General features: G+C 72.7%; 21 protein-coding genes and 1 pseudogene. 11 read left to right on the top strand and 11 right to left on the bottom strand.

Annotated elements, in window-relative coordinates; all coding sequences use genetic code 11:
* Positions 1 to 41: 41 nt before the first annotated feature.
* Positions 42 to 248: pseudogene (locus ACIQGV_RS08135) on the top strand (hypothetical protein); the annotation flags it as partial.
* 210 nt (positions 249 to 458) lie between these two features.
* Entirely contained in the window at positions 459 to 1,100 is a 642-nt protein-coding gene (locus ACIQGV_RS08130; protein WP_402492146.1) for a DUF2238 domain-containing protein, read from the top strand.
* Between the two features lie 4 nt (positions 1,101 to 1,104).
* Here ACIQGV_RS08130 and ACIQGV_RS08125 read toward each other — a convergent pair whose 3' ends face one another.
* Positions 1,105 to 1,590: a DUF6328 family protein gene (locus ACIQGV_RS08125; protein ID WP_402492144.1), complete on the bottom strand. Its 486-nt coding sequence runs from the start codon at positions 1,588 to 1,590 to the stop codon at positions 1,105 to 1,107.
* A gap of 30 nt (positions 1,591 to 1,620) precedes the next feature.
* A complete protein-coding gene (locus ACIQGV_RS08120) occupies positions 1,621 to 2,892 on the bottom strand; it encodes an FAD-dependent monooxygenase (protein ID WP_402492141.1) in 1,272 nt (423 codons plus the stop codon).
* Between the two features lie 335 nt (positions 2,893 to 3,227).
* Here ACIQGV_RS08120 and ACIQGV_RS08115 point away from each other — a divergent pair, with 335 nt between their 5' ends.
* On the top strand, positions 3,228 to 3,599 hold the full coding sequence (locus ACIQGV_RS08115) for a tyrosinase cofactor (protein WP_402492139.1): 372 nt from the start codon (positions 3,228 to 3,230) through the stop codon (positions 3,597 to 3,599).
* Positions 3,600 to 3,630: 31 nt separating this feature from the next.
* Positions 3,631 to 4,455 carry a tyrosinase family protein gene (locus tag ACIQGV_RS08110; protein ID WP_402492137.1) on the top strand — a complete coding sequence of 275 codons (825 nt, stop codon included), beginning with the start codon at positions 3,631 to 3,633 and terminating at the stop codon, positions 4,453 to 4,455.
* Here ACIQGV_RS08110 and ACIQGV_RS08105 read toward each other — a convergent pair whose 3' ends face one another.
* Together ACIQGV_RS08105 and ACIQGV_RS08100 are read right to left on the bottom strand one after the other, a co-directional pair.
* Complete coding sequence (locus tag ACIQGV_RS08105; RefSeq protein ID WP_402492134.1) at positions 4,456 to 5,166, bottom strand: ribonuclease H; 711 nt, start codon at positions 5,164 to 5,166, stop codon at positions 4,456 to 4,458. It abuts the gene before it with no gap.
* Positions 5,167 to 5,197: 31 nt separating this feature from the next.
* Positions 5,198 to 5,998: a VOC family protein gene (locus ACIQGV_RS08100; protein ID WP_402492131.1), complete on the bottom strand. Its 801-nt coding sequence runs from the start codon at positions 5,996 to 5,998 to the stop codon at positions 5,198 to 5,200.
* A 361-nt stretch (positions 5,999 to 6,359) separates the two neighbouring features.
* Here ACIQGV_RS08100 and ACIQGV_RS08095 point away from each other — a divergent pair, with 361 nt between their 5' ends.
* From ACIQGV_RS08095 to ACIQGV_RS08080, 4 genes are all read left to right on the top strand, one after another.
* Positions 6,360 to 7,802 carry a family 2B encapsulin nanocompartment shell protein gene (locus ACIQGV_RS08095; RefSeq protein ID WP_402492128.1) on the top strand — a complete coding sequence of 481 codons (1,443 nt, stop codon included), beginning with the start codon at positions 6,360 to 6,362 and terminating at the stop codon, positions 7,800 to 7,802.
* Between the two features lie 304 nt (positions 7,803 to 8,106).
* Positions 8,107 to 9,219, top strand: coding sequence for a family 2 encapsulin nanocompartment cargo protein terpene cyclase (locus tag ACIQGV_RS08090; RefSeq protein ID WP_402492421.1), 1,113 nt, complete (start codon positions 8,107 to 8,109; stop codon positions 9,217 to 9,219).
* A 55-nt stretch (positions 9,220 to 9,274) separates the two neighbouring features.
* Entirely contained in the window at positions 9,275 to 10,147 is an 873-nt protein-coding gene (locus ACIQGV_RS08085) for a geranyl diphosphate 2-C-methyltransferase (RefSeq protein ID WP_402492125.1), read from the top strand.
* A gap of 85 nt (positions 10,148 to 10,232) precedes the next feature.
* Entirely contained in the window at positions 10,233 to 11,144 is a 912-nt protein-coding gene (locus tag ACIQGV_RS08080) for an SGNH/GDSL hydrolase family protein (RefSeq protein WP_402492123.1), read from the top strand.
* Between the two features lie 28 nt (positions 11,145 to 11,172).
* Here the strand turns inward: ACIQGV_RS08080 and ACIQGV_RS08075 are convergent, their stop codons facing one another.
* Positions 11,173 to 11,655 carry a VOC family protein gene (locus tag ACIQGV_RS08075; protein WP_402492120.1) on the bottom strand — a complete coding sequence of 161 codons (483 nt, stop codon included), beginning with the start codon at positions 11,653 to 11,655 and terminating at the stop codon, positions 11,173 to 11,175.
* A gap of 179 nt (positions 11,656 to 11,834) precedes the next feature.
* On the opposite strand from ACIQGV_RS08075, the gene ACIQGV_RS08070 reads away from it, so the two are divergent.
* Entirely contained in the window at positions 11,835 to 12,473 is a 639-nt protein-coding gene (locus ACIQGV_RS08070) for an ATP-dependent Clp protease proteolytic subunit (protein ID WP_402492118.1), read from the top strand.
* Between the two features lie 2 nt (positions 12,474 to 12,475).
* Positions 12,476 to 13,078: a ClpP family protease gene (locus ACIQGV_RS08065; RefSeq protein ID WP_402492419.1), complete on the top strand. Its 603-nt coding sequence runs from the start codon at positions 12,476 to 12,478 to the stop codon at positions 13,076 to 13,078.
* 24 nt (positions 13,079 to 13,102) lie between these two features.
* Here the strand turns inward: ACIQGV_RS08065 and ACIQGV_RS08060 are convergent, their stop codons facing one another.
* The 3 genes from ACIQGV_RS08060 to ACIQGV_RS08050 form a co-directional block, all read right to left on the bottom strand.
* Entirely contained in the window at positions 13,103 to 13,540 is a 438-nt protein-coding gene (locus tag ACIQGV_RS08060; RefSeq protein ID WP_402492115.1) for a helix-turn-helix domain-containing protein, read from the bottom strand.
* 96 nt (positions 13,541 to 13,636) lie between these two features.
* The gene (locus tag ACIQGV_RS08055) at positions 13,637 to 14,089 is read right to left on the bottom strand and encodes an ATP-binding protein (RefSeq protein WP_402492112.1); all 453 of its coding nucleotides are present in this window, start codon (positions 14,087 to 14,089) and stop codon (positions 13,637 to 13,639) included.
* A 92-nt stretch (positions 14,090 to 14,181) separates the two neighbouring features.
* Positions 14,182 to 15,420 (bottom strand): DUF6777 domain-containing protein, encoded by a 1,239-nt coding sequence (locus ACIQGV_RS08050; RefSeq protein WP_402492110.1) that lies wholly within the window; start codon positions 15,418 to 15,420, stop codon positions 14,182 to 14,184.
* 195 nt (positions 15,421 to 15,615) lie between these two features.
* Here ACIQGV_RS08050 and ACIQGV_RS08045 point away from each other — a divergent pair, with 195 nt between their 5' ends.
* Positions 15,616 to 16,887 (top strand): streptophobe family protein, encoded by a 1,272-nt coding sequence (locus tag ACIQGV_RS08045; protein ID WP_402492108.1) that lies wholly within the window; start codon positions 15,616 to 15,618, stop codon positions 16,885 to 16,887.
* A gap of 10 nt (positions 16,888 to 16,897) precedes the next feature.
* Here the strand turns inward: ACIQGV_RS08045 and ACIQGV_RS08040 are convergent, their stop codons facing one another.
* The 3 genes from ACIQGV_RS08040 to ACIQGV_RS08030 are packed head-to-tail and all read right to left on the bottom strand — an operon-like array spanning position 16,898 to position 20,759.
* Entirely contained in the window at positions 16,898 to 17,872 is a 975-nt protein-coding gene (locus ACIQGV_RS08040) for a serine/threonine-protein kinase (protein WP_402492105.1), read from the bottom strand.
* A complete protein-coding gene (locus tag ACIQGV_RS08035; RefSeq protein WP_402492102.1) occupies positions 17,862 to 18,404 on the bottom strand; it encodes a hypothetical protein in 543 nt (180 codons plus the stop codon). The genes ACIQGV_RS08040 and ACIQGV_RS08035 overlap by 11 nt, the downstream gene beginning before the upstream one ends.
* A 6-nt stretch (positions 18,405 to 18,410) precedes the next feature.
* On the bottom strand, positions 18,411 to 20,759 hold the full coding sequence (locus tag ACIQGV_RS08030) for an FHA domain-containing protein (protein ID WP_402492099.1): 2,349 nt from the start codon (positions 20,757 to 20,759) through the stop codon (positions 18,411 to 18,413).
* Positions 20,760 to 20,817 lie beyond the last annotated feature (58 nt).

Here is a 20,817-nt window from a genome sequence, read left to right as displayed (position 1 = left end):
CATCTGTTCCCCGTCCGTGCCCCGTTCCTGGGAGACCGTCCGTGACCCTGGCGACCGCCCCGATCGAACCGGCCCCCGTCCCTCCCGCGCCGCCGTCGGACCTGGTGGCCCGTGACGCGCGCGAGTTCGGCGCCTACGCGCGCACCGGCGGCTGGGCCTTCGCCCTGAGGGTGGCGCGCAGTGTCCGGCCGGGCGGCCAGGGGGCCGGGGAGACGCCGAAGGTGGCGGCGAAGGCGTTCGAGGAGCTGACCTTCGACGACGCCCAGGAGTACTACGAGGACGACATGGTCCAGCGGCTGGGGGGGCTCCAGCGGGCGATCGGCAGTTGCCTCACGGCGCTGCGCGGGGTGCGCGAGGGGCGTCCTGGGGACTGACGCCCGCGCGGGTGAGTAGCCGTACTCATGCCGCGGCCCGGCGGCCGCCGCCACGATGGGGCTCCCACGAGGAGGAGCCCGCCCATGACCACCCTGTCCGTTCCGCCGGCCGTCGTCCGTTCCCCGCGCCGGGTGCCGCCCGCCGCGTTCGCCGCGGTGGCGGTCGCGGGGCTCGCCGCGTCCGCCTGGGCGCCGCACGACCGCATGACATGGTTCCTGGAGACGGTCTGGGTGATCGTCGGTCTGCCGCTGGTCGCCCTGGCCTGGCGGCGGTTCCCGCTGACGGGGCTGGTGTGCGGGCTGCTCGCCGTGCACGCGCTGGTGCTGTCGCTGGGCGGGCACTACACGTACGCCGAGGTGCCGCCGGGCGACTGGGTGCGTGACACCTTCGGGCTGGAGCGCAATCCGTACGACCGGTTCGGGCATCTGATGCAGGGCTTCGTGCCGGCGATCCTGGTGCGGGAGCTGCTCAGCCGTACCTCGCCGCTGCGGGGCAGCCGGTGGCTGGCGCCTCTGACGGTGTGCGCGTGCCTGGCCTTCAGCGCGGTGTTCGAGATGTTCGAGTGGGCGGCGGCCGTGACCGGCGGTCACTCGGCGGACGCGTTCCTGGCCACGCAGGGCGATGTCTGGGACACCCAGTGGGACATGTTCTGCGCGCTGATCGGGGCCACGGTGGCACTGTCGGCGCTGAGCCGGGTGCACGACCGGCAGCTCGACCGGCTGTGAGGGGTCACTGCAGGCTGTTCCGGTGGCGCGTCCAGAGCGGGATGCCGAACCAGCACACGACGTACCACAGCACGACCGCGGTGACGAGGTAGGGCACGAAGCCGTCGTGGGTGGCCACCCGCAGGACCAGCAGCAGGGCGGCGGTCATGGTGGCGAGCAGCAGCACCAGCCCGGTCACGGTCAGCTTGGAGGCCGTCTGCACCGCCTGCGGTTTCACCTTGCGGCCGGAGACGAGCCGGTGCAGCATCACGGGGCCGATCAGGGCGCCGGTGGCGGCGGCGCCGAGCACGACCGTCACGATGTAGATGGTCTTCTCGGTGTCGTCGAGCCCGGCGTAGACCGGGGTGAAGACGACGGTCAGCAGAAAGCCGAACAGGATCTGCACACCTGTCTGGGCGACACGGACCTCCTGGATGAGCTCGCCCCACATCCGGTCCGCGCGCTCCTCCGGGGATTCGTCGCGGCCCGTGCGTTTCGGCTCCTCGGTCATGTGCACTCGGGTAACCCCGGGGCGATCCGCTCAAACGGCACCGTCGCGGGGGTGTCGCCCGCGCGGACGCACCGGTTCCTCCTTACGTGACTCCAGTGCCCGGGCGTGGACCGTGCGGGCGAGCCGGGGGCCGAGCCACCGCTTGAGACGGCGCAGGGCCTCCAGCCGCCCCGCCGCCCGGTCCAGCCGGTAGTACAGCTGGGGCGGGACGTACGGCAGCAGCGGCGAGTGCCGCTGGCCGAGCAGGGCGAACATGCGCTCGGGCGGCAGATGGATGTAGCGCGGCAGGTTCTCGTACCACTGGGCGCTGTAGCGGGCCGCGCTCTGGACCTGCAGGAGTGCCTGTCTGCGCTCGTGCTCGTAGCGGGCGAGGGCGGCGGGCAGCGCGGCGTGCTCGCGCAGGGCCGACGCCAGGGCGATGGCGTCCTCCAGGGCGAGAGTGGTGCCGGCGCCGATGGAGTAGTGCGTGGTGTGGGCGGCGTCGCCGAGCAGGACCAGGTTGTCGCGGTACCAGGTGCGGTTGGTCAGGGTGCGGAAGTTCAGCCACTGGGCGCTGCCGTCGGACTGGGCGCGGCCGATCAGCGGGTGGCCGTCGAGGATGTCCGCGAACAGCTTCTCCAGCAGGGCGAGTCCGTCGGCCTCATCGGCCCGGTCGAGGCCGAGGCCGGTCCAGGTCTCGGGGGCGCATTCGACGACGCAGGTGCTGTGGGTGCCGCTGTAGCCGTAGCCGTAGGCCCAGATCCAGCCGTGGCCGGTCTCGACGAAGGCGAAGGTGAACGCGTCGAAGACCTGGGTGGTGCCGAGCCAGATGTAGGAGTTGCGGCCGACACCGACCTCGGTGCCGAAGTGGTCGGCGTGCCGGGTGCGCAGGGCGCTGCGCACCCCGTCGGCGGCGACCACGAGGTCCGCCTCCGCGAGCTGCGGGGCACCGGCGACGTCGTCGATCTCCTGCTCGAAGCCGAGGGTGACGCCGAGGGAGCGGGCACGGCCGGCGAGGATCTCCAGGAGGCGGTGACGGCCGATGCCGAAGCCCTGGTCGCCGGGGTGACGGGTGCTCAGGTCGCGGACGTGGGCGACGCCTTCGTTCCAGCGCACGGACGCCTCGTCGACGGCCCGGGCGGAGACCTGGTCGTGGTCGTGGAGCCGGTCGAGGAGCCCCTGCCAGTAGGTGACACCCCAGCCGTAGGTCGAGCCCTCGCGATCGCGCTCGTGGACGGTGATGTCGTGGGCGGGATCCTGGAGCTTCAGCAGGATCGACAGATACAGGCCGGCGGGCCCGCCTCCGACGATGGCGACCTTCACACGCACCCCTGGTCATTACTCAGAGCGGTTGATGTGCGACGCAGGGTAGCAGTCGGTGGGGCCGTGAAACGCGTCAATCACCCGGCGCGGGTCGCGGACGGGTCCGACCGCGGACAAGGCGAAAGATCACCCCCGACCCGGCCCCGGATGGAAGGAATTGCCCGTTCCGGGATGGCCGGACCCGACCCCGCAGAAAGATCATCTTTGTTCAATCCTGCATGACATGTGACCACTTGTCCGGATCACGCTCTACCGGTCACGGAGGATTTCCGGCCTCGCGGCCCGGACGGATAGGTATGCGGGAAACGTCCGTTCCCCGAACTCCGGAGGTCCGCATGCCGGAACTCACCCGTCGTCGCGCCCTCGTCGCAGGAGCCGCCGTGGCCGCGGCCGGCGCCACCGTCGCCGCCGCGCCCGGCGGCACGCCCGCCGCCGCACCCGCCGCCCGTCACCACGACGGCCCGCAGCCTTTCGACGAGGTCTACCGGGGCCGCCGGATACAGGGCCGGCCCGGCGGCGGCCATCACCACGGAGGCGGCTACGCCGTGTTCGTGGACGGTGTGGAGCTGCATGTGATGCAGAACGCGGACGGCAGCTGGATCAGCGTCGTCAGCCACTACGACCCGGTGGCCACGCCGCGCGCCGCCGCCCGGGCCGCGGTCGAAGAACTGCAGGGCGCCCGGCTGCTGCCCTTCCCCGCCAACTGACCTGCCCGCAAGCACATCTGGAGCACCACCGATGACCGTCCGCAAGAACCAGGCGAACCTGACCGCCGACGAGAAGCGCCGTTTCGTCGCCGCCGTCCTCGAACTCAAGCGCAGCGGCCGCTACGACACCTTCGTCAGCACCCACAACCAGTTCATCGTGGCCGACACCGACAACGGCCGCCGCACCGGCCATCGTTCGCCGTCGTTCCTGCCCTGGCACCGCAGATTCCTGCTGGAGTTCGAGCGCGCCCTGCAGGAGGTGGACGCCTCGGTCGCGCTGCCGTACTGGGACTGGGCCACGGACCGCACCCCGCGCGCCTCGCTGTGGGCGCCGGACTTCCTCGGGGGCACCGGGCGCAGTTCGGACGGCCGGGTGACGGACGGGCCGTTCGCCGCGTCGGGCGGCAAGTGGCCGATCAACGTACGGGTCGACGGCCGGACGTTCCTGCGCCGCTCGCTCGGCACCGCCGTGCGCGAACTGCCGACCCGGGCCGAGGTGGAGTCGGTGCTGGCCATGCCGGTGTACGACATGGCGCCGTGGAACAGCGGTTCGGACGGGTTCCGCAACCATCTGGAGGGCTGGCGCGGTGTGAACCTGCACAACCGCGTCCATGTCTGGGTCGGCGGGCAGATGGCCACCGGCGTCTCCCCCAACGACCCGGTGTTCTGGCTGCACCACGCCTACATCGACAAGCTGTGGGCCGACTGGCAGCAGCGGCACCCCGGCTCCGGCTATCTGCCGGCCGCCGGGACGGCGGACGTCGTCGATCTCCAGGAGACGATGGAGCCCTGGAAGGACGTGCGCCCGGCCGACCTGCTCGACCACACGGCGCACTACACCTTCGACGCGGCCTGATCAGACCTCGGCGGTCCGGCACTCCGGGTGGCCCCAGCCGGACGCGTTCTTGGCGATGGACTCGCCGGCCCCGTAGGAGCGGCCGCACACACCGCAGCGGCCGGGGAACTTGGCCTTGATCGTGCGGGCGGAGGAGGAGCCGGTGCCGGTCCGGGCGCCCCCGCGGGCGGCGGGTCCCCGGCGCGGGCTCTTCTTCGCCGGGGTGTCCGGCGAGGCCGGCGGCTCGGGGGACCCGGCGGCGCTGCCCGCGCCCTCCTGGACGGTCGCGGCCTGGCTGGCGGCCCGGTCGGCGAAGTCGTTGAGCCGGTCGCCGTCGACCTGGTGGGCGGGGACGTAGCGGAACTCGACCTCACGGCCGGTGAGCAGTTCGTCGATGCGCACCACGAGGTCCTGGTTGGCGACCGGCTTGCCAGCGGCCGTCTTCCAGCCGTTGCGCTTCCAGTTCGGCAGCCAGGCGGTGACGGCCTTCATCGCGTACTGCGAGTCCATGCGGATCTCGATCGGCACGGCCGGGTCGGTCGCCGCGAGCAGCCGCTCCAGCGCGGTGAGTTCCGCGACGTTGTTGGTGGCTCTGCCCAGCGGCCCGGCCTCCCAGCGGCCGGGCGTCTCCGTCTCGTCCGCGACGACCCAGGCCCAGCCCGCCGGACCGGGGTTTCCCTTCGAAGCCCCGTCGCACGCGGCCACCACACGTTCACGCATGCGTCCGATCATGCCATGGGCCGGCGGGCCGTCCGGCCGCCTCTCAGGTGACGGCGGTGCTCCGCGGCATCTCGCCCGCGGTCCTCGTGACGTCGATCACGGAGAAGTTCGCGCCCTGCGGGTCGCTGATCGCCGCGAACCGGCCGAAGGGCGTGTCCATCGGACCGAAGCGCAGCACGCCGCCGCGCTCGGTGGCCTTCTGCACCGCCGCGTCGCAGTCGGGGACGGTGAAGTACACGTTGATGTACGCCGGCACCTCGGGCGGGAACTCCTCGGTCATCCTCATCCGGCCGAGGACGGTCGTGTCGCCCAGGTCGAACATGCGGAAGTCGACCGCGTCGTCCTGCATCTGCTTCTGGCCGTAGCCGAAGACGCCCGCGAAGAACGGGTCCGCCTTGCCGGGGTCGCGGGTGAAGACCTCCGCCCAGCAGTACGCGCCGGGCTGCTCGGGCGGCGCCTCGAAGCCCTCGTGGACACCGGCCTGCCACACGCCGAAGACGACGCCGCTCGGGTCACGGGCGAGGGCCATCGTGCCGAAGTCGCCGACCTGCATCGGCTCCATCAGCACCTCGCCGCCCTTGTCGCGGATCCTGCCCGCGGTGGCGGCGGCGTCCGGCGAGGCGAAGTACAGACACCACTGCGAGACGCCCTCCTGTCCGGGCATCGGCGGCACCACGGCGGCGACCGCCTTGCCGTCGGCGTACGCCTGGGTGTAGTTGCCGTACTCCGACGCGGACTCGCCGAAGGTCCAGCCGAGAACGTCACCGTAGAAACTCTTGGCCCCCTCCAGATCGGTGAACATCGCGTCCACCCAGCAGGGGGTTCCCTCAGGTCGTGCGGCCATGATCGGCCCTCTCGGATCGGGGACGTGTCCGCTTCCACACGCTAGCCACCCCCCGGCCCGCCCGCGCGCCGGGAGGCGGGCACCGTCACGGAGCGTGCGCGGCACGGGACCCGTGCGGGGCGGGCGGGGCAGCGCGGCCGGGGGCGCACGCCCCCGGGGCTCGGGGGCGGTGGACCGGCGCACGGCGGGAGCGCGGCACGGCGCCCACTTCAACCGGAATGTTTGCCACCGCAGAAGCGCGAAGCCGCCCCCTGTGCGCCGTACCGCCCTCACACTCCGGCTGTTTGGCTGGGTGCCGGGCCTGACCAGCTCGCCCTCCGACAGTCTCTTTGATCATGTACGTTCATTCCCGGGAGGGAAATTGTCCACTCCGGACAGCGCCACCGATCCCGCCACCGACGACCCCGGGCCCGCCCCACCCGCCGACGGTCAGCTCACCAGCCTCAGCACACAGGCGGCCCGCCGGCTCACCACGACCACCAAGACCCGGCCGCAGATGCAGGCCATCACCTCGCGATGGCTGCTGAAGACGCTGCCGTGGGTCGACGTCCGGGGCGGCACCTACCGCGTCAACCGGCGTCTGACCCTGCGGACCGGCCGGGGCCGGGTGCACTTCGAGCACAACGGCGCCGACGACATCCGGGTGATCCCGCAGACTCTCACCGAACTTCCGGTGCTGCGGGGCTACTCCGACGCCGAGGTCCTCGCCGAGATCGCCGGGCGGTTCCAGGTGCGCGAGGTGCGCGCCGGGGAGGTGCTGTTCGAGGCGGGACAGCCGGTCACCGAGATCTGTCTCGTGGTCCACGGCCGCTTCACCCGCTACGCGACCGGCAAGTACGGCGACGAGGCGGTGACCGGGGTCGCCACCGACGGCGACCAGATGGGCGACGAGGCGATCGGCCGGCCCGACCCGCTGTGGCTGACGTCGGCGCGGGCCGACACGGCGGGCGTCGTCCTGGTGCTGCCCCGGGAGGCGGTCCGCGAGTTCACCGACCGGGTCCCCTCGCTGGCCGCGCATCTGCGGACCTACGCCGAGCGGCAGCGGCTTCCGACGAACCGCAAGGGCGAGGCCGAGCTGCCGCTGCAGGCCGGGCATGCGGGCGAGCCGACGCTGCGCGGCGGTTACGTCGACTACGAACTCTCGCCGCGTGAATACGAGTTGTCGCTGACGCAGACCGTGCTGCGGGTGCACAGCCGGGTGGCCGACCTCTACAACGACCCGATGAACCAGACCGAGGAGCAACTGCGCCTGACCGTCGAGGAGATCCGCGAGCGGCAGGAGTGGGAACTGGTCAACAACCGTGAGTTCGGGCTGCTGCACAACATCGACCACGGCCAGCGCATCAGCACCTTCACCGGGCCGCCGACACCCGACGACATGGACGAGCTGCTGGCCATGCGGCGCAAGACACGGATGTTCATCGCCCATCCGAAGGCCATCGCGGCGTTCTTCCGGCAGTGCAACCGGCGTGGTCTGGTGCCCGGTTCGGCGAACGTCGACGGGCACGAGGTGCCGGCCTGGCGTGGTGTGCCGATCTTCCCCTGCGGCAAGATCCCGGTCTCCCCGCAGCACACCACCAGCATCATCGCGCTGCGCACCGGCGAGGCCGACCAGGGCGTGGTGGGCCTGTACCAGACGGGCATCCCGGAGGAGTACCAGCCGGGCCTGAACGTGCGGTTCATGGGCGTCGACACCGCCGCGATCGTCAACTACCTCGTGACCGCCTACTACTCCCTGGCCGTCCTCGTCCCCGACGCCGCCGGGATCCTGGAGAACGTCCAGATCGGCCGGAGCGCCGACTGACCGCGTGGAGCGCGCACACATGACCACGTCCCCGCCGACCGAGACGCCGTCGGCGACCGCGACACCTCCGCCGGGCCCGGTCCCGGCCGCACCGCCGCTGCCGGGCCCGCCGAGCCTCGCCGACCTCCTGGGAACACACCCGGCGACACCCACGCCACCGCCCACGCCACCGCCCACGCCGCCGGACGCGACAACGGCGCCGGCCGCCGCATCGCCGACCGTCACACCAGCGGCCGCCGTGCCTCCGCCCGCTCCGGGTCCGGCCGCACCGCCGCTGCCGGGCCCGCCGAGCCTCGCCGACCTCCTGGGAACACACCCGGCGACACCCACGCCACCGCCCACGCCGCCGCCCACGCCGCCGGACGCGACAACGCCGTCGGCCGCCGCCCTGTCGCGGCTGCCGGGTCCGCCGAGTCTCGCCCGTGGCGTGCGCGCCCGGCGTTCCGGGGCCGTGCCGGGGCTGCGGTACCGGCAGGCCGCGCCCGCCGACCCCGAGAAGGCGAGGGAGGTGGACGACCGGCTGGAGGCATGGGCCCGGGAGCTGGATCTGTTCCCGGAGGCGTGGAAGGGCGACTTCTCGGGCTTCCAGTTCGGCCGGGCCGTGGTGCTCCAGCATCCGGGCGCGGCCGACCTGGAGCGGCTGACCGTCGCCGGGAAGCTGCTGCTGGCCGAGAACATCGTCGACAACTGCTACTGCGAGGAGGACGAGGACTACGGAGGCTCCCACCGGGGCCTGGGCGGCCGGCTGATCCTCGCCCAGTCCGCCCTCGACCCGTACCACGGGCCGCCGGAGCTGGAGGAGGAGTGGCGGCGCGGCATGGACGCCGACGGGCCGCTGCGCTCGTACCACTGGGCGCTGAAGGACTACGCCGCCCTCGCCACCCCCAGCCAGACCGACCGGTTCGTGCACGACATCGCCCGGCTGCACCTCGGCTATCTCGGCGAGGCGGCCTGGGCGGAGATCGGGTACCGGCCGCGGGTGTGGGAGTACCTGGTGATGCGGCAGTTCAACAACTTCCGGCCCTGTCTGTCGATCGTCGACGCGATCGACGGCTACGAACTGCCCGAGCCGGTCTACGCCCGCCCCGAGATCCAGCGGATCACCGCGCTGGCCTGCAACGCCACCACGATCGTCAACGACCTCTATTCCTTCACCAAGGAGCTGGGCGATCCCCGGCACCTCAATCTGCCCGTCGTGGTCGCCGGCAACGACCGGTGCGGGCTCAAGGCCGCGTACCTCAGGAGCGTCGAGATCCACAACCGGATCATGGACGCCTTCGAGGAGGAGTCGGCCCTGCTCGCCGCGGCCTCACCGCTCGTCGCACGGTACGCCCAGGGCCTCGCGGACTGGGTGGCCGGCAACCACGAGTGGCACGCCACCAACACCCACCGCTACCACCTGCCCGACTACTGGTGACCGACCAGACCCCCCACATGAACGACCGTCACACGCACGAAACGAGGAGTACCTGTTGACCACCGCCCGCGACACCCGCGCCGCCACGGTGCCGACCCAGTCCACGTACCAGAACCGCGTCGCGGACTACTGGAACGCCGAGGAGAACCCGGTCAACCTCGAACTCGGCCGGCTCGACGACCTGTACCACCACCACTACGGCATCGGTGAGGCGGACTGGACCGTGCTCCAGGAGGACGACCCGGAGCTGCGCGGCCACCGCGTGACGGCCGAGCTGCACCGGCTGGAGCACGCCCAGGCGGAACTGCTGGCGAGTCACCTCGGCCCGCTCACCCCGGACGACCGGGTCTTCGACGCGGGCTGCGGCCGCGGCGGCGGCAGCGTCACGGCCCATCTGCGCCACGGCTGCCACGCCGACGGCGTCACCATCTCGGCCAAGCAGGCCGCGTTCGCGAACGAGCAGGCCCGTAAGCGCGGCATCGACGACAAGGTGCGCTACCACCACCGCAACATGCTCGACACCGGCTTCGAGTCCGGCGCCTACGCGGCGTCCTGGAACAACGAGTCGACCATGTACGTCGAGCTCGACCTGCTCTTCGCCGAGCACGCCCGGCTGCTGCGCCGCGGCGGCCGCTACGCGGTGATCACCGGCTGCTACAACGACACCTACGGGCAGGCATCGCGCGAGGTGTCCCTGATCAACGCCCACTACATCTGCGACATCCACCCGCGGTCGGAGTACTTCCGCGCGATGGCCCGCAACCGGCTGGTGCCGGTGCACGTGGCCGACCTGACCGAGGCTGCCATCCCCTACTGGGAGCTGCGCCGCCAGGCCGACCATCTCGTCACCGGGATCGAGGACACCTTCCTCGACGCCTACCGCAACGGCAGCTTCCAGTACCTGCTGATCGTGGCGGACCGGGTCTGACGTCTTCGGCCGAGCTGCGTCTTCCGTCCCGGCTCCGGGTGTGCTTGCCTGGGGAACTCCTTGGCGCCGGGGCGGGAGTTGCCGTATGCGCAGACCGTGGTTCGTGGGAGCACTGCTGGCCGGGGCGCTGCTGCTCGCCGGGTGCGGGGACCCGGCGTCCGGGCGGGACGTGGCCGCTCCCCCGCCCGGGACCACGCACCAGCGGGCCGCGGCCTCCCCCGGGAGCTCCGCCGGGGCCGCGTCCTCACCGGCGCGGCCTCCGGTCGTGCTGTACCTCGGGGACTCCCTGGCCATGGAGAGCCAGGACGTCCTCGGGCAGGAGCTGCGCCGCGCGGTGCACGCCCGGTACACGAGCGCCCCGTACTCGGGCACCACGCTGTGCGACTACCTGGAGGGCACCGGCGAGCGGTCGCTGGTGCCCGACGCGGACAAGGCCGCGGCGCTGGTGCGCAGGCTGCGGCCGGACGTCGTCGTGCTCCAGTTCTGGGGCAACGCCTGGGGCTTCACCCCGTGCATGGACGGCATCACGTACGGCCGTGACCGTGACCGCTATCTGCGGCGGTACACCTCCGACGCCCTGCGGCTCACGGAGCAGATCGCCGGAGCGGGCGGCACGCGGGCGCCGCTGGTCCTGTGGGTGCTCCAGGGGCCCGACCCGATGACCCCGGACCGGGTACGGCAGGTGAACCGTGTCTACGAGGAGCGGGCCGCGGCCTCCGGGAACGCCGTCGTCGACGCGGGCCGGACGGTCAGCCCCGCCGCGCGGCGCCACACCTGGGTGCAGCACCTGCCGTGCACGCCGTACGAGCGGGCCCACCCCGGCTTCTGCACGGAGCCGGGCCGCGGCCGTACGGCCCTGCACCGCGACGACGATCCCCTGCACTTCTGTCTGGCGCCGACGACCTCCACGCCGAAGCCCTGTCCGGTGCGCTCCCCCGGCATCCTGCGGATCGCCCGGGAGATCGCCCGGGCGGTCGCGGAGCGCACCGGAGGCTGACCCCTGGTCCGGGGGCCGGCCCCGGGGCTCACTCCCCGGCGTACGCCTTCTCCAGGGCGGCGATGTCGAGCTTGCCCATCTTCAGCATGGCCTGGGTGGCACGGGTGGCCCTGGCCGGGTCCGGGCCGCCGATCAGCTCGGCGATCCGGTCCGGAACGACCTGCCAGGACACCCCGTACCGGTCCTTGAGCCAGCCGCAGGGGCCCGCCTCCCCGCCGTTCTCGGTGAGCCGGGTCCAGTAGTAGTCGATCTCCTCCTGGTCGGCGCAGTGGATCTGGAAGGAGACGGCCTCGTTGAAGGTGAACTCGGGGCCGCCGTTCAGCGCGGTGAACCGGTGGCCGTTGGCCGTGAACTCGACCGTGAGGACGGTGCCGGCCGGACGCGGGGCACCCTCGGGGTAGCGGGAGACGGTACCGACGCCGGAGTTCTTGAAGATCGAGACGTAGTGGTGCGCCGCTTCCTCGGCCTGGTCGTCGAACCAGAGGCAGGTGGTGAATCCGTCGGCGGTCATGTCGTCCTCCTGGGGGAGCTGAGGGAGTGGAACCCGGTCGGTAGTGGGGACCGGCGTGCCCGGCGAAAGTCATCGCTCTGCCCGTGGCAGATCTGCGGCGGGCAGAGAAATCCCCGGCGGGCGGCTCCCGGAGGCCACAGTGGCGTCGACGGCATCGACCGCATCGACAAGGAGGAACGATGACCGCGCTCACCGCTCTCGCCCCCCGCGCGGAGGACGGCGACACCCCGCCCACCCGCTTCGACGACCATCTCGCGGCCCAGTTGCTCGGGCAGCGGATCGTGCTGCTGGGCACGCAGGTCGACGAGGTCTCCGCCAACCGTGTCTGTGCCCAGCTGCTGATCCTCTCGGCGGAGGACCCGCACACCGACATCAGCCTGTTCATCAACAGCCCCGGCGGCTCGGTCCACGCGGGCCTCGCCGTCTACGACACTATGCGGCTGATCCCCAACGACGTCTCCACCCTCGCGATGGGGTTCGCCGCGAGCATGGGGCAGTTCCTGCTGAGCGTGGGCGCTCCCGGGAAGCGGTTCGCCCTGCCCCACGCGCGGATCATGATGCACCAGCCGTCGGCGGGTATCGGCGGCACCACCGCGGACATCGAGATCCAGGCGGACAACCTGGAGTTCACCAAGCGGACCATCGAGCGGATCACCGCCGAGCACACCGGGCAGAGCCCGGAGACGATCTCCCGCGACGGGGACCGGGACCGCTGGTTCACGTCCGAGGAGGCCAGGGAGTACGGGATGGTGGACCGGGTGGTGGAGTCGTTCGCGGATGTGCGCCCGGCCTCGACGAAGCGACGGATGGGGCTGTGACCATGGGGAGTTACACGATTCCGAACGTCATCGAGCGCACCCCGCAGGGCGAGCGGTCCTTCGACGTGTTCAGCCGGCTGCTCAACGAGCGGATCATCTTCCTCGGCACCGAGATCGACGACGGGGTGGCCAATGTCGTCATCGCCCAACTCCTCCATCTGGAGTCGGCGGCGCCGGAGCACGAGATCGCGATCTATCTCAACTCGCCCGGCGGCTCGTACACCTCGCTCATGGCGATCTACGACGCCATGACGTTCGTGCAGGCGCCCATCTCGACGTTCTGCGTCGGTCAGGCCGCCTCCACGGCCGCCGTGCTGCTGGCCGGCGGGGATCCGGGGCGGCGGTTCGTGCTGGAGCACGCGCGCGTGCTGCTGGGCCAGCCCGCGTCGGGCGGCCGGCAGGGCACGGTGTCGGATCTCGCCCTCCAGGCCAAGGAGATGGTCCGCATCCGCTCCCAGGTGGAGGAGGTGCTGGCCCGGCACACGGACCACGACATCGCCACGCTGCGCGCGGACATGGACCGCGACAAGGTGTTCACGGCGCGGGAGGCCGTGGAGTACGGGCTGGCCGACGAGGTGCTGAGCCGGCGCCTCACGAGGGTCTGAGCCCGAGGCGCCGGCGCGCGGCCGTCAGGCCACCAGGCACAGGCCGTTGTGGGACGCGGTGCCGGCGCCGCGTCCGCCGGCGCCCGGCCTGCGGCCGGCGGTGCCGGTGAGCCGCACCAGCCCGCCCTGTGCCAGGGCCAGCAGATCGCCCAGCCCCAGGCCCAGGGCGCGGGCGGCGGCTGCGAGGACCTCGGAGGACGCCTCCTTGCGGCCGCGCTCCACCTCCGACAGGTACGGCATGGAGATCCGTGCGGCGTCGGCGACGTCCTTCAGGGTGCGCTCCTGCGCCAGACGCTCGCGGCGCAGGACGTCGCCGACCAGGTCGCGCCAGAGGGGCTCGGCGGGCTCGGGGCCCTTGCGGGGCGGCACGGCCGGCGCGGCGGGGCGGCGGTCGGACGCGGGGCGGGTGTTCCCCGGCCGCAGGGGGATCACGCGGGCTTCGTTCTGCGCTTGACGGTTCACCTTCCCAGCCTAGGAGGCCCGGTCGTCCTGGGAAGGCTCCGGCGTTCCGCCCTGGGTGGAACCGGACGGCGGGGTTCTAGGGGTGTCGGCACGCGCTCATCCGTCGGCCAGGTCGAGCACGGCCCGCACCCGCTTGCCGACCGGGACGCGCTCGGCGGTGACCTCGGCGGACAGGGCGTGGACGATCTCCAGGCCGTGCCGTCCGACCCGCTCGGGATCGCGGGGGAAACGCAGGGGAAGCGCGGCGCTGCTGTCGTACACGCACACCGAGACCTCGTCGTCGGTGCCCTCCAGCTCCAGTATGTAGGGACCGTTGCTGTGCCGGTCCGCGTTGGTGATCAGCTCGCTGACCACGAGGAGCACGGCGTCCTCGGAGCGGTCGTCGATGTCGGCGCACCACTCGGTCCTGAGCCGCTCCAGGAAGACGGCCGCGAAGGCCCGTGCCTCGGCGATGCATCCCGGTTCACCGGTGTAGTGCGCCGCCCGCCTCAGGGGTTCGACGGGCACGTCGAACCCGGTCGGCGTCACTGTGTCCCGCTGCTCGATCATCCGTTTCTCTCTCCGAAGCCGGCCTGGCCGGATACTGCTGCACCCATCCTCGTACCCCGTGAGCGGCGCGGCAGTCCCGGCTGTGACGGCGGCTACAGCCCGGAGAGCGTCACGGCCGACCGCGGGGCGCCCGAGGAGACGGATCCCGGGCCGCTCGGCATGCCGTCCGTGGTGGTGCCGCCGGAGTCGGACACGGTCTCTTCGACCGTCGTGCCGGAGTCGGACGCCTCCTGGGGCGACGAGGTGTCGGGCGACTGCGACTGCGGCTCCGGTTCCGGTGCGGAGGTGGGCGGTTCGGAGGACGGGCTCTGCGAGCTCGGCGACGGCGAGGACGGCGACGGCGAGGACGGCGAGGTGGACGGGGTGGACGGGGACGTGGACGACGAGGTCGGTGTGGAGACGCTGACCGAGGGGGTCGGGGTGCCGGAGGGCCGGTCGGTCTTCCGGTCGTGGTCGCCGGTGTCGCCCTGATGGCGCTCGATCCACTCGTCCTGCTCGGCGTCGTAGATCACGAAGACGTCGATCACGACCGGTGCGGGATTCACCACGACCACGTTCGAGGACCGGTACGACGGCCAGGAGGCACCGGTGGGCTGCGGGGTGCCCTGGACGGCGACCGGCGGGGTCAGCGGGTTGCCGCAGGCGCAGCGCACCCGGGGCACACCGCGGTCGTCCACCAGGACGGCGGTGCCGCTCTGCAGGACGGCCTGATAGCCCGTGGCGGCGCCGTCGCTGTAGCCGTGGTTCGTGACGCGGGTGTCGATGCGCAGCTGGACGGGGGTGAGCGAGCGCAGATAGGCGGGGACGCCGGCCGGCTCGACGCTCGCGACGGACGCGAACGCCTTGTTCTTGGCCGGGTCGGCCGTCAGGTACTCGGCCTGTTTCTCCACGTCGCAGGCGGCGACGTTGCGGGTGCCGCCGTAGAGGCCGGGGGCCCCGCCGTCGACGCCGCGCACGGTGTTGGCGGGGGACGTGCCGGCCGGGCTGGGGGTGACCGGGGGCAGGGAGCTGTCGTCGGCGGTGGACTCGGTGAAGGGGTCGGGACCCGAGGTGCCGGCGGCCTGGAGGAAGACCTCGCCGCCGGAGCCCGGGGCGGAGCCGCCGCCGGGCCGGGTCAGGACGACCGCGAGGACCACGGCGGCCACCACCGCGGCGGAGACCAGGGCGACGCGCGGCGCCGACCTCCACCAGGGCCGCCGCGGTGGCGGGGTCGCTCCGCCCCCGCTCGTGGGCGGCTGGGAGGGCGGGCCCGAGGGCGGCTGGCCGGGGCCCGACAGCGGGCCGGAGGGCGGGCCGGTGGGACGGCCTGAGGACGGCGGTTCGACGCTCACGAGCCCTTCTTCCCGACGGCGGCCGCGTGCGACATCACCGCCTTGCACCGCTATAGGGTATTCAGCTCTTATTGTGTGCGCTTGTCCTGCCGACCACGCAAGCGGGCCGGGTCCGGTTCACCGGCTCCGGGCGGGGGAGGTCCGGACGGACCTCCCGGCGGGCGGTGCGGGCGACGGCTGCTTAGCGTGGCAAGGGTGAGTCCGCACACCCCCTCCGACCGGCAGTCCGTCGCCCGCCACGGCTGGGTGCAGGCCGCTGCCGTGGTGCTGGTCGCCACGGTCGCCATGGCCGTCACCGCGGCCCTGGGCCTGTGGGCGGCGGGTGCCACCGGTCTGCCCGACGGGGCCTTCCCCCGGGTGACCGCCGCGACCGTCGTCACGTCCGTCGGCGGCACCGTCGAGCTGTCCGGGAACGCCGGGGGGCTCGCCGAGTCGTCGGCGGCCCTGACGGTGATCCCGCTGTCGGTCACCCTCGTGGGTGCCCTGCTGCTCGCCGCGGGGTTCCTGCGGCCGCTGCGGCACAGGGCCGTGGCGGGGGCCCGGGAGCTGGCCGGCTGGGCGGCCCGGATCGCCGTGCTGTGGCTGGTCGTGCTGCTCGGTGTGTCCCTCGCCGCCCGGCAGACCTTCGCGATCCCGCTGGGCGAGGGCACGCTCGCCGACCTGGGCGACGTGTTCGGGGTCTCGCCGGAGGTGGGGTTCGAGACGGCTCTGGCGCCGACGCTGTTCTTCGGTCTGCTGTGGCTGGCCGGAGTGCTGGTCCTCGCACTGCTGGTGTCGCGCGGGGCGCCGCTGCCGGCCGGCCTGCTGCGCTTCCAGACGTCGGTCAGGCCGGCCGCGTACGCCATGGTTCTGCTGCTTCTGGCGTACGTCGGCCTCGGTGCGGTGATCGGGCTGGTCGTGGCGGCGACCCGCGGGCATGTCGCCGAGACGTTCGCGGTGCTCCTGCTGGGCCTGCCGAACCTGGTGTGGCTGGCTCTGACGATCGGTCTGGGCGCGACCTGGTACGGCAGGGTGGACGGTCCCTTCGGGCTGCCGATGCCGCATGTGCTGGACCAGGTCCTGCGCGGCGAGGAGACCGCCGAGCTGAATCTGTCCGCGCTCGCCGAGCACGACGGCCGGGTGTGGTGGCTGGTGGCGGTCGACGCCGTGCTGCTGCTGGCGGCGGCGTTCGTGATGGCCGCCCGCTCCCCCGCCCGGGTCCGTGCCTGGCAGCACGCCGTGCACATGGCCGTCGCCCTCGCCCTGACCGTGCTGATGATCTGCCTGGTCGGCCGGGTCGACGCGCACTACGGCCTGTCGGTCCTCGGCATCGGCGACCTCGGCGGCGAGCTGGGCGGCGACCTCTTCCTGCACCCCCGGATCTGGTCCGCCGTCGGTCTCGCCCTCCTGTGGGGCCTGGTGACAGGGTTCCTGGGCGCTCTGCTGGCCCACGGTGTACGCAGACGGGGCCAGCAGCCCCAGGTCTGAGGGGACGCACTCAGACGGGCGGACGGAAGACGGGCGCGGCCCACCGCGGCGGTGCCGGGGCCGTGCCGCTCAGATCCACGACCCGCGTCGGCGGATGCGCGGCCTGCGCGGCTCCGGCGGCGGCACGCAGGGCGGCGACGAAGGCCAGGCAGGAGTCGTGGCGGTCGTCGGGGTTCTTGGCGAGGGCCTTGGCGAAGACGGGGTCGACCGCGCCCGGCAGACCCGGCCGGACCTCGGTCGGCGGCGGCGGGTCGTCGTACTGATGGGCCCACAGCAGGGCCATGTCGTCGTCGCGGCGGAACGGCGGCCGGCCGGTGATCACCTCGAAGACGACGCAGGCGAAGCCGTAGACGTCGCAGCGGCCGTCGACCGGGCGGCCGGAGATCTGCTCGGGGGCCACGTAGTCCAGGGTGCCGACGAACTGCCCCACGCTGGTGAACCCGGTCAGCGACAGCGATTTCTTCGTCAGGCCGAAGTCGGTGAGGTAGACGTGCTCCGGGTGGTCGCTGTCGGTGCCGCGGGCGACGAGGATGTTGCCCGGCTTCACATCACGGTGCACCAGCCCGTGCTCGTGGGCCGCGTCCAGCGCGGAGGCGACCTGGGCGGCGATGCGCACCGCGGCCGGCAGCGGCAGCGGGCCCTGGCGGTCCAGCAGATGCCGCAGATCGCTGCCGGGGACGTACCGCATGGCGATGTAGAGCACTCCGTCGGTCTCGCCCGCCTCGAAGACCGGCACGATGTGCGGATGGTCGAGGGCGGCGGCGACCCGGGACTCATGGGTGAAGCGCCGGCGGAAGGTGTCGTTGCGGGCCAGTTCCGGAGCCAGCAGCTTCAGCGCGACGGTCCGGTCCAGGCGCAGGTCTCGGGCCCGGTAGACCACGGCCATGCCGCCGCGGCCGATCTCGTCCTCGATGCGGTACCCGGCGACCTGCCGGCCGATCAGCTCGGAGGGCCGGCCGGAGAACAGGCTCGTCTCACGGGCCATCGGGGGTCACGACCTGGGTGGGGGCGTGGCCGGCGTCCCCGGCGGCGCTGCTCGGGCCCTCGTCGGTGGCGTAGGTGCTCTGGCGGACGCCGTCGCCGAACACCCACCGTCCGTCCTCGGCGTCGTAGAGCCACACCGACTCCCCGTCCACGACGATCCCGAGGCGCAGTCCGCGGGTGCGGGCCCGGAAGGCGTCGCCGTCCAGCGTCCCGCCCGCGCGTTCCTCCACCGCGGTCCGGTAGCGGCTGAGGGCGTGCTCGGCGCGGGCCAGCAGAGGACGCGGGTCGGCGCCGGCCGCGGGCGGGCCGGCGGGCGGCGGGTCCTGGGGCACGGAGACCAGCAGACGGCCGTCGACCCAGGCGGCCCAGCCGTTGGAGCACAGCACATGGCCCCAGTCGCCGCGCCGCTCCAGGAGCTGCACCGGCAGCAGCGGGTCCAGGGGCACGGTGGGGCGGGCCGGGTCGGGGGTCTCCCAGGCGGGCATGCCGTCGCCCGGGACGACGTGCGTGGGCCGGAAACCGGGGGTCGTCATCGGCGCCTACTTCCGCATCACGACGGGTTCCTGTCGCCGCAGCAGCCGCGAGACGACGTAGCCGAAGAGCACCGAGAGAACCAGCAGCATGCCGATGTTCAGCAGCCACACCCCGGCCGAGTGGCGGAAGAGCGGGTCGGCGGTGAGATCGCCCGGCACGATCCGGGCCAGTCCGACGGTGCCGGCCATCGCGCCGAGCGCCCATCGCGAGGGCACCAGCCAGGACAGCTGCTCCAGGCCGGGGACACCGTCGAGTTTCAGCAGGGCGCCGCAGAAGACGACCTGGACGATGGCGAGCAGGACGAGGAGGGGCATGGTGACCTCCTCCTTGCGCACCAGCGCGGAGACCAGCAGGCCGAGCATCATCGCGGTGAACGCGAGGAGGGCGACGGCGATGGTGATCTCGGCCAGCGGCGGCAGCAGCACGCCCTCGCCGCCGGGCGCGTTCAGGTCGACGCCGAGGAGGGCGACGAGGGTGAGCACGACCGCCTGGAGGACGGTGACCGTGCCGAGGACGATCACCTTGGACATCAGATAGGCGGATCTGGACAGGCCGACGGCTCTCTCACGACGGTAGATCACCCGTTCCTTCACCAGTTCGCGCACGGCGTTGGCCGCGCCGGTGAGGACGCCGCCGACGCACAGGATGAGCAGCGCGTTCATCGCGGTGTCACGGGTCAGCTCGCCGCCGGCGAGGGCGCGTGCCATGGCTCCCATCACGAACGGCAGGGCGATCATGATCGCGAGGAAGGTCCGGTCGGCGCCCAGGGCGGCGGTGTAGCGGCGTACCAGTGTGCCGAGTTGGGCGCCCCAGCCGCGCGGCCGGGGCGGCGGCGCGATGATCACCGGGCCCTCGCGGGACACCCGGGGCTGGGCGGTGGCGTCGGCGACGTAGCGGCGGTGCTGGGGCGAGGCGCGGTAGGTGCCCGCCCAGTCGCGGTCCTGGTCGTGCTCGAACGCCTCGAAGGCTTCGGGCCACTGCTCGTGGCCGAAGTAGGCGAGGGCCTCCTCGGGGGGACCGTAGTAGGCGATCCGGCCGCCGGGGGCGAGGACGAGCAGACGGTCGCAGACGTCGAGGCTGAGGACGCTGTGGGTGACGACGATGACGGTGCGGCCGTCGTCGGCGAGGCCGCGCAGCATGTGCATCACCGAGCGGTCCATGCCGGGGTCGAGGCCCGAGGTCGGCTCGTCGAGGAAGAGCAGCGAGGGCTTGGTGAGCAGTTCCAGGGCGACGCTGACCCGCTTGCGCTGGCCTCCGGAGAGACTGTGCACGGGCTGGGCGGCGCGCTGCTCCAGGCCGAGTTCCCGGATGACCTCGTCCACCCGGGCGCGGCGTTCCGCCTTGGCGGTGTCCTGCGGGAAGCGCAGCTCGGCGGCGTAGCCGAGGGCGGCCCGGACGGTGAGCTGGGCGTGCAGGATGTCGTCCTGCGGGACCAGGCCGATGCGCTGGCGCAGCTCGGCGTAGTCGCGGTAGAGGTCGCGGCCGTCGTAGAGGACGGTGCCGTGGTCGGCGGGGCGCTGCCCGGTGAGCGCGTTGAGCAGGGTGGACTTGCCGGCGCCGCTCGGCCCGACGACGGCCAGCAGGCATTTCTCGCCGACCGGGAAGGACACGTGGTCCAGGAGGGTCTTGCGGCCGCGGTCGACGGCGACGGTGAGGTCCTGGACGTCGAGGGAGACCTCGCCGGTGTCGACGTACTCCTGGAGCTGGTCGCCCACCAGGCAGTACGCGTAGTGGCCGACTCCGACGACGTCGCCGGGGCCGAGGGGGGCGGCGGTGACGGGGCGGCCGTTGAGATAGGTGCCGTTGTGGCTGCCCAGGTCGGCGATCTCGTAGGTGCCGTCGGGCAGGGCGCGCAGCTCGGCGTGGTGGCGGGAGACCACGAGGTCGTCGATGACCAGGTCGTTGTCCCCGGCGCGGCCGATGCGGACGGTACGGGAGGGCAGCGGGCGGACGCTGGTGGGCTGCCGGAAGGTGCCGGTGAGGCCGGGCCGGGAGACCGGGGCGATCGCGGAGGGACGTTCGGGGGCGGGCGGGGTGCGGCCGGTCAGCAGGGCGAGCGGACCGTCGAGGGGGCTGCCGAAGCGGATCTCGGTGCCGGGGCCGACGTTCCCCTCCTGGACACGGCGGCCGTCGGCCCAGGTGCCGTTGGTGCTGTGCTCGTCCTCGATGGTCCAGTGGTCGCCCGCGGGGTGCAGGACCGCGTGGTGCCAGGAGACGCGGGCGTCGTCGATGACGACGTCGCACAGGGGATCGCGCCCCACGTGGTAGTCACGGCCCGGACTCATCACCGTGGAGCCCGACGCGGTCTCCAGTACGAGTTCGGGCGCAGTCGACATGATCGGCCGCTCCGCCATGCCAGAATTCTACCGATACGACCATATGTGCGCCCGGGCGGGCGGCGGGGCGGTCCGC

Origin of the sequence: Streptomyces sp. NPDC093094, from assembly GCF_044754345.1 — a bacterium.
Lineage (GTDB): Bacteria > Actinomycetota > Actinomycetes > Streptomycetales > Streptomycetaceae > Streptomyces.
The sequence above is the reverse complement of the archived record's forward strand: the minus strand, read 5'-3'. Positions and strand labels throughout refer to the sequence as shown.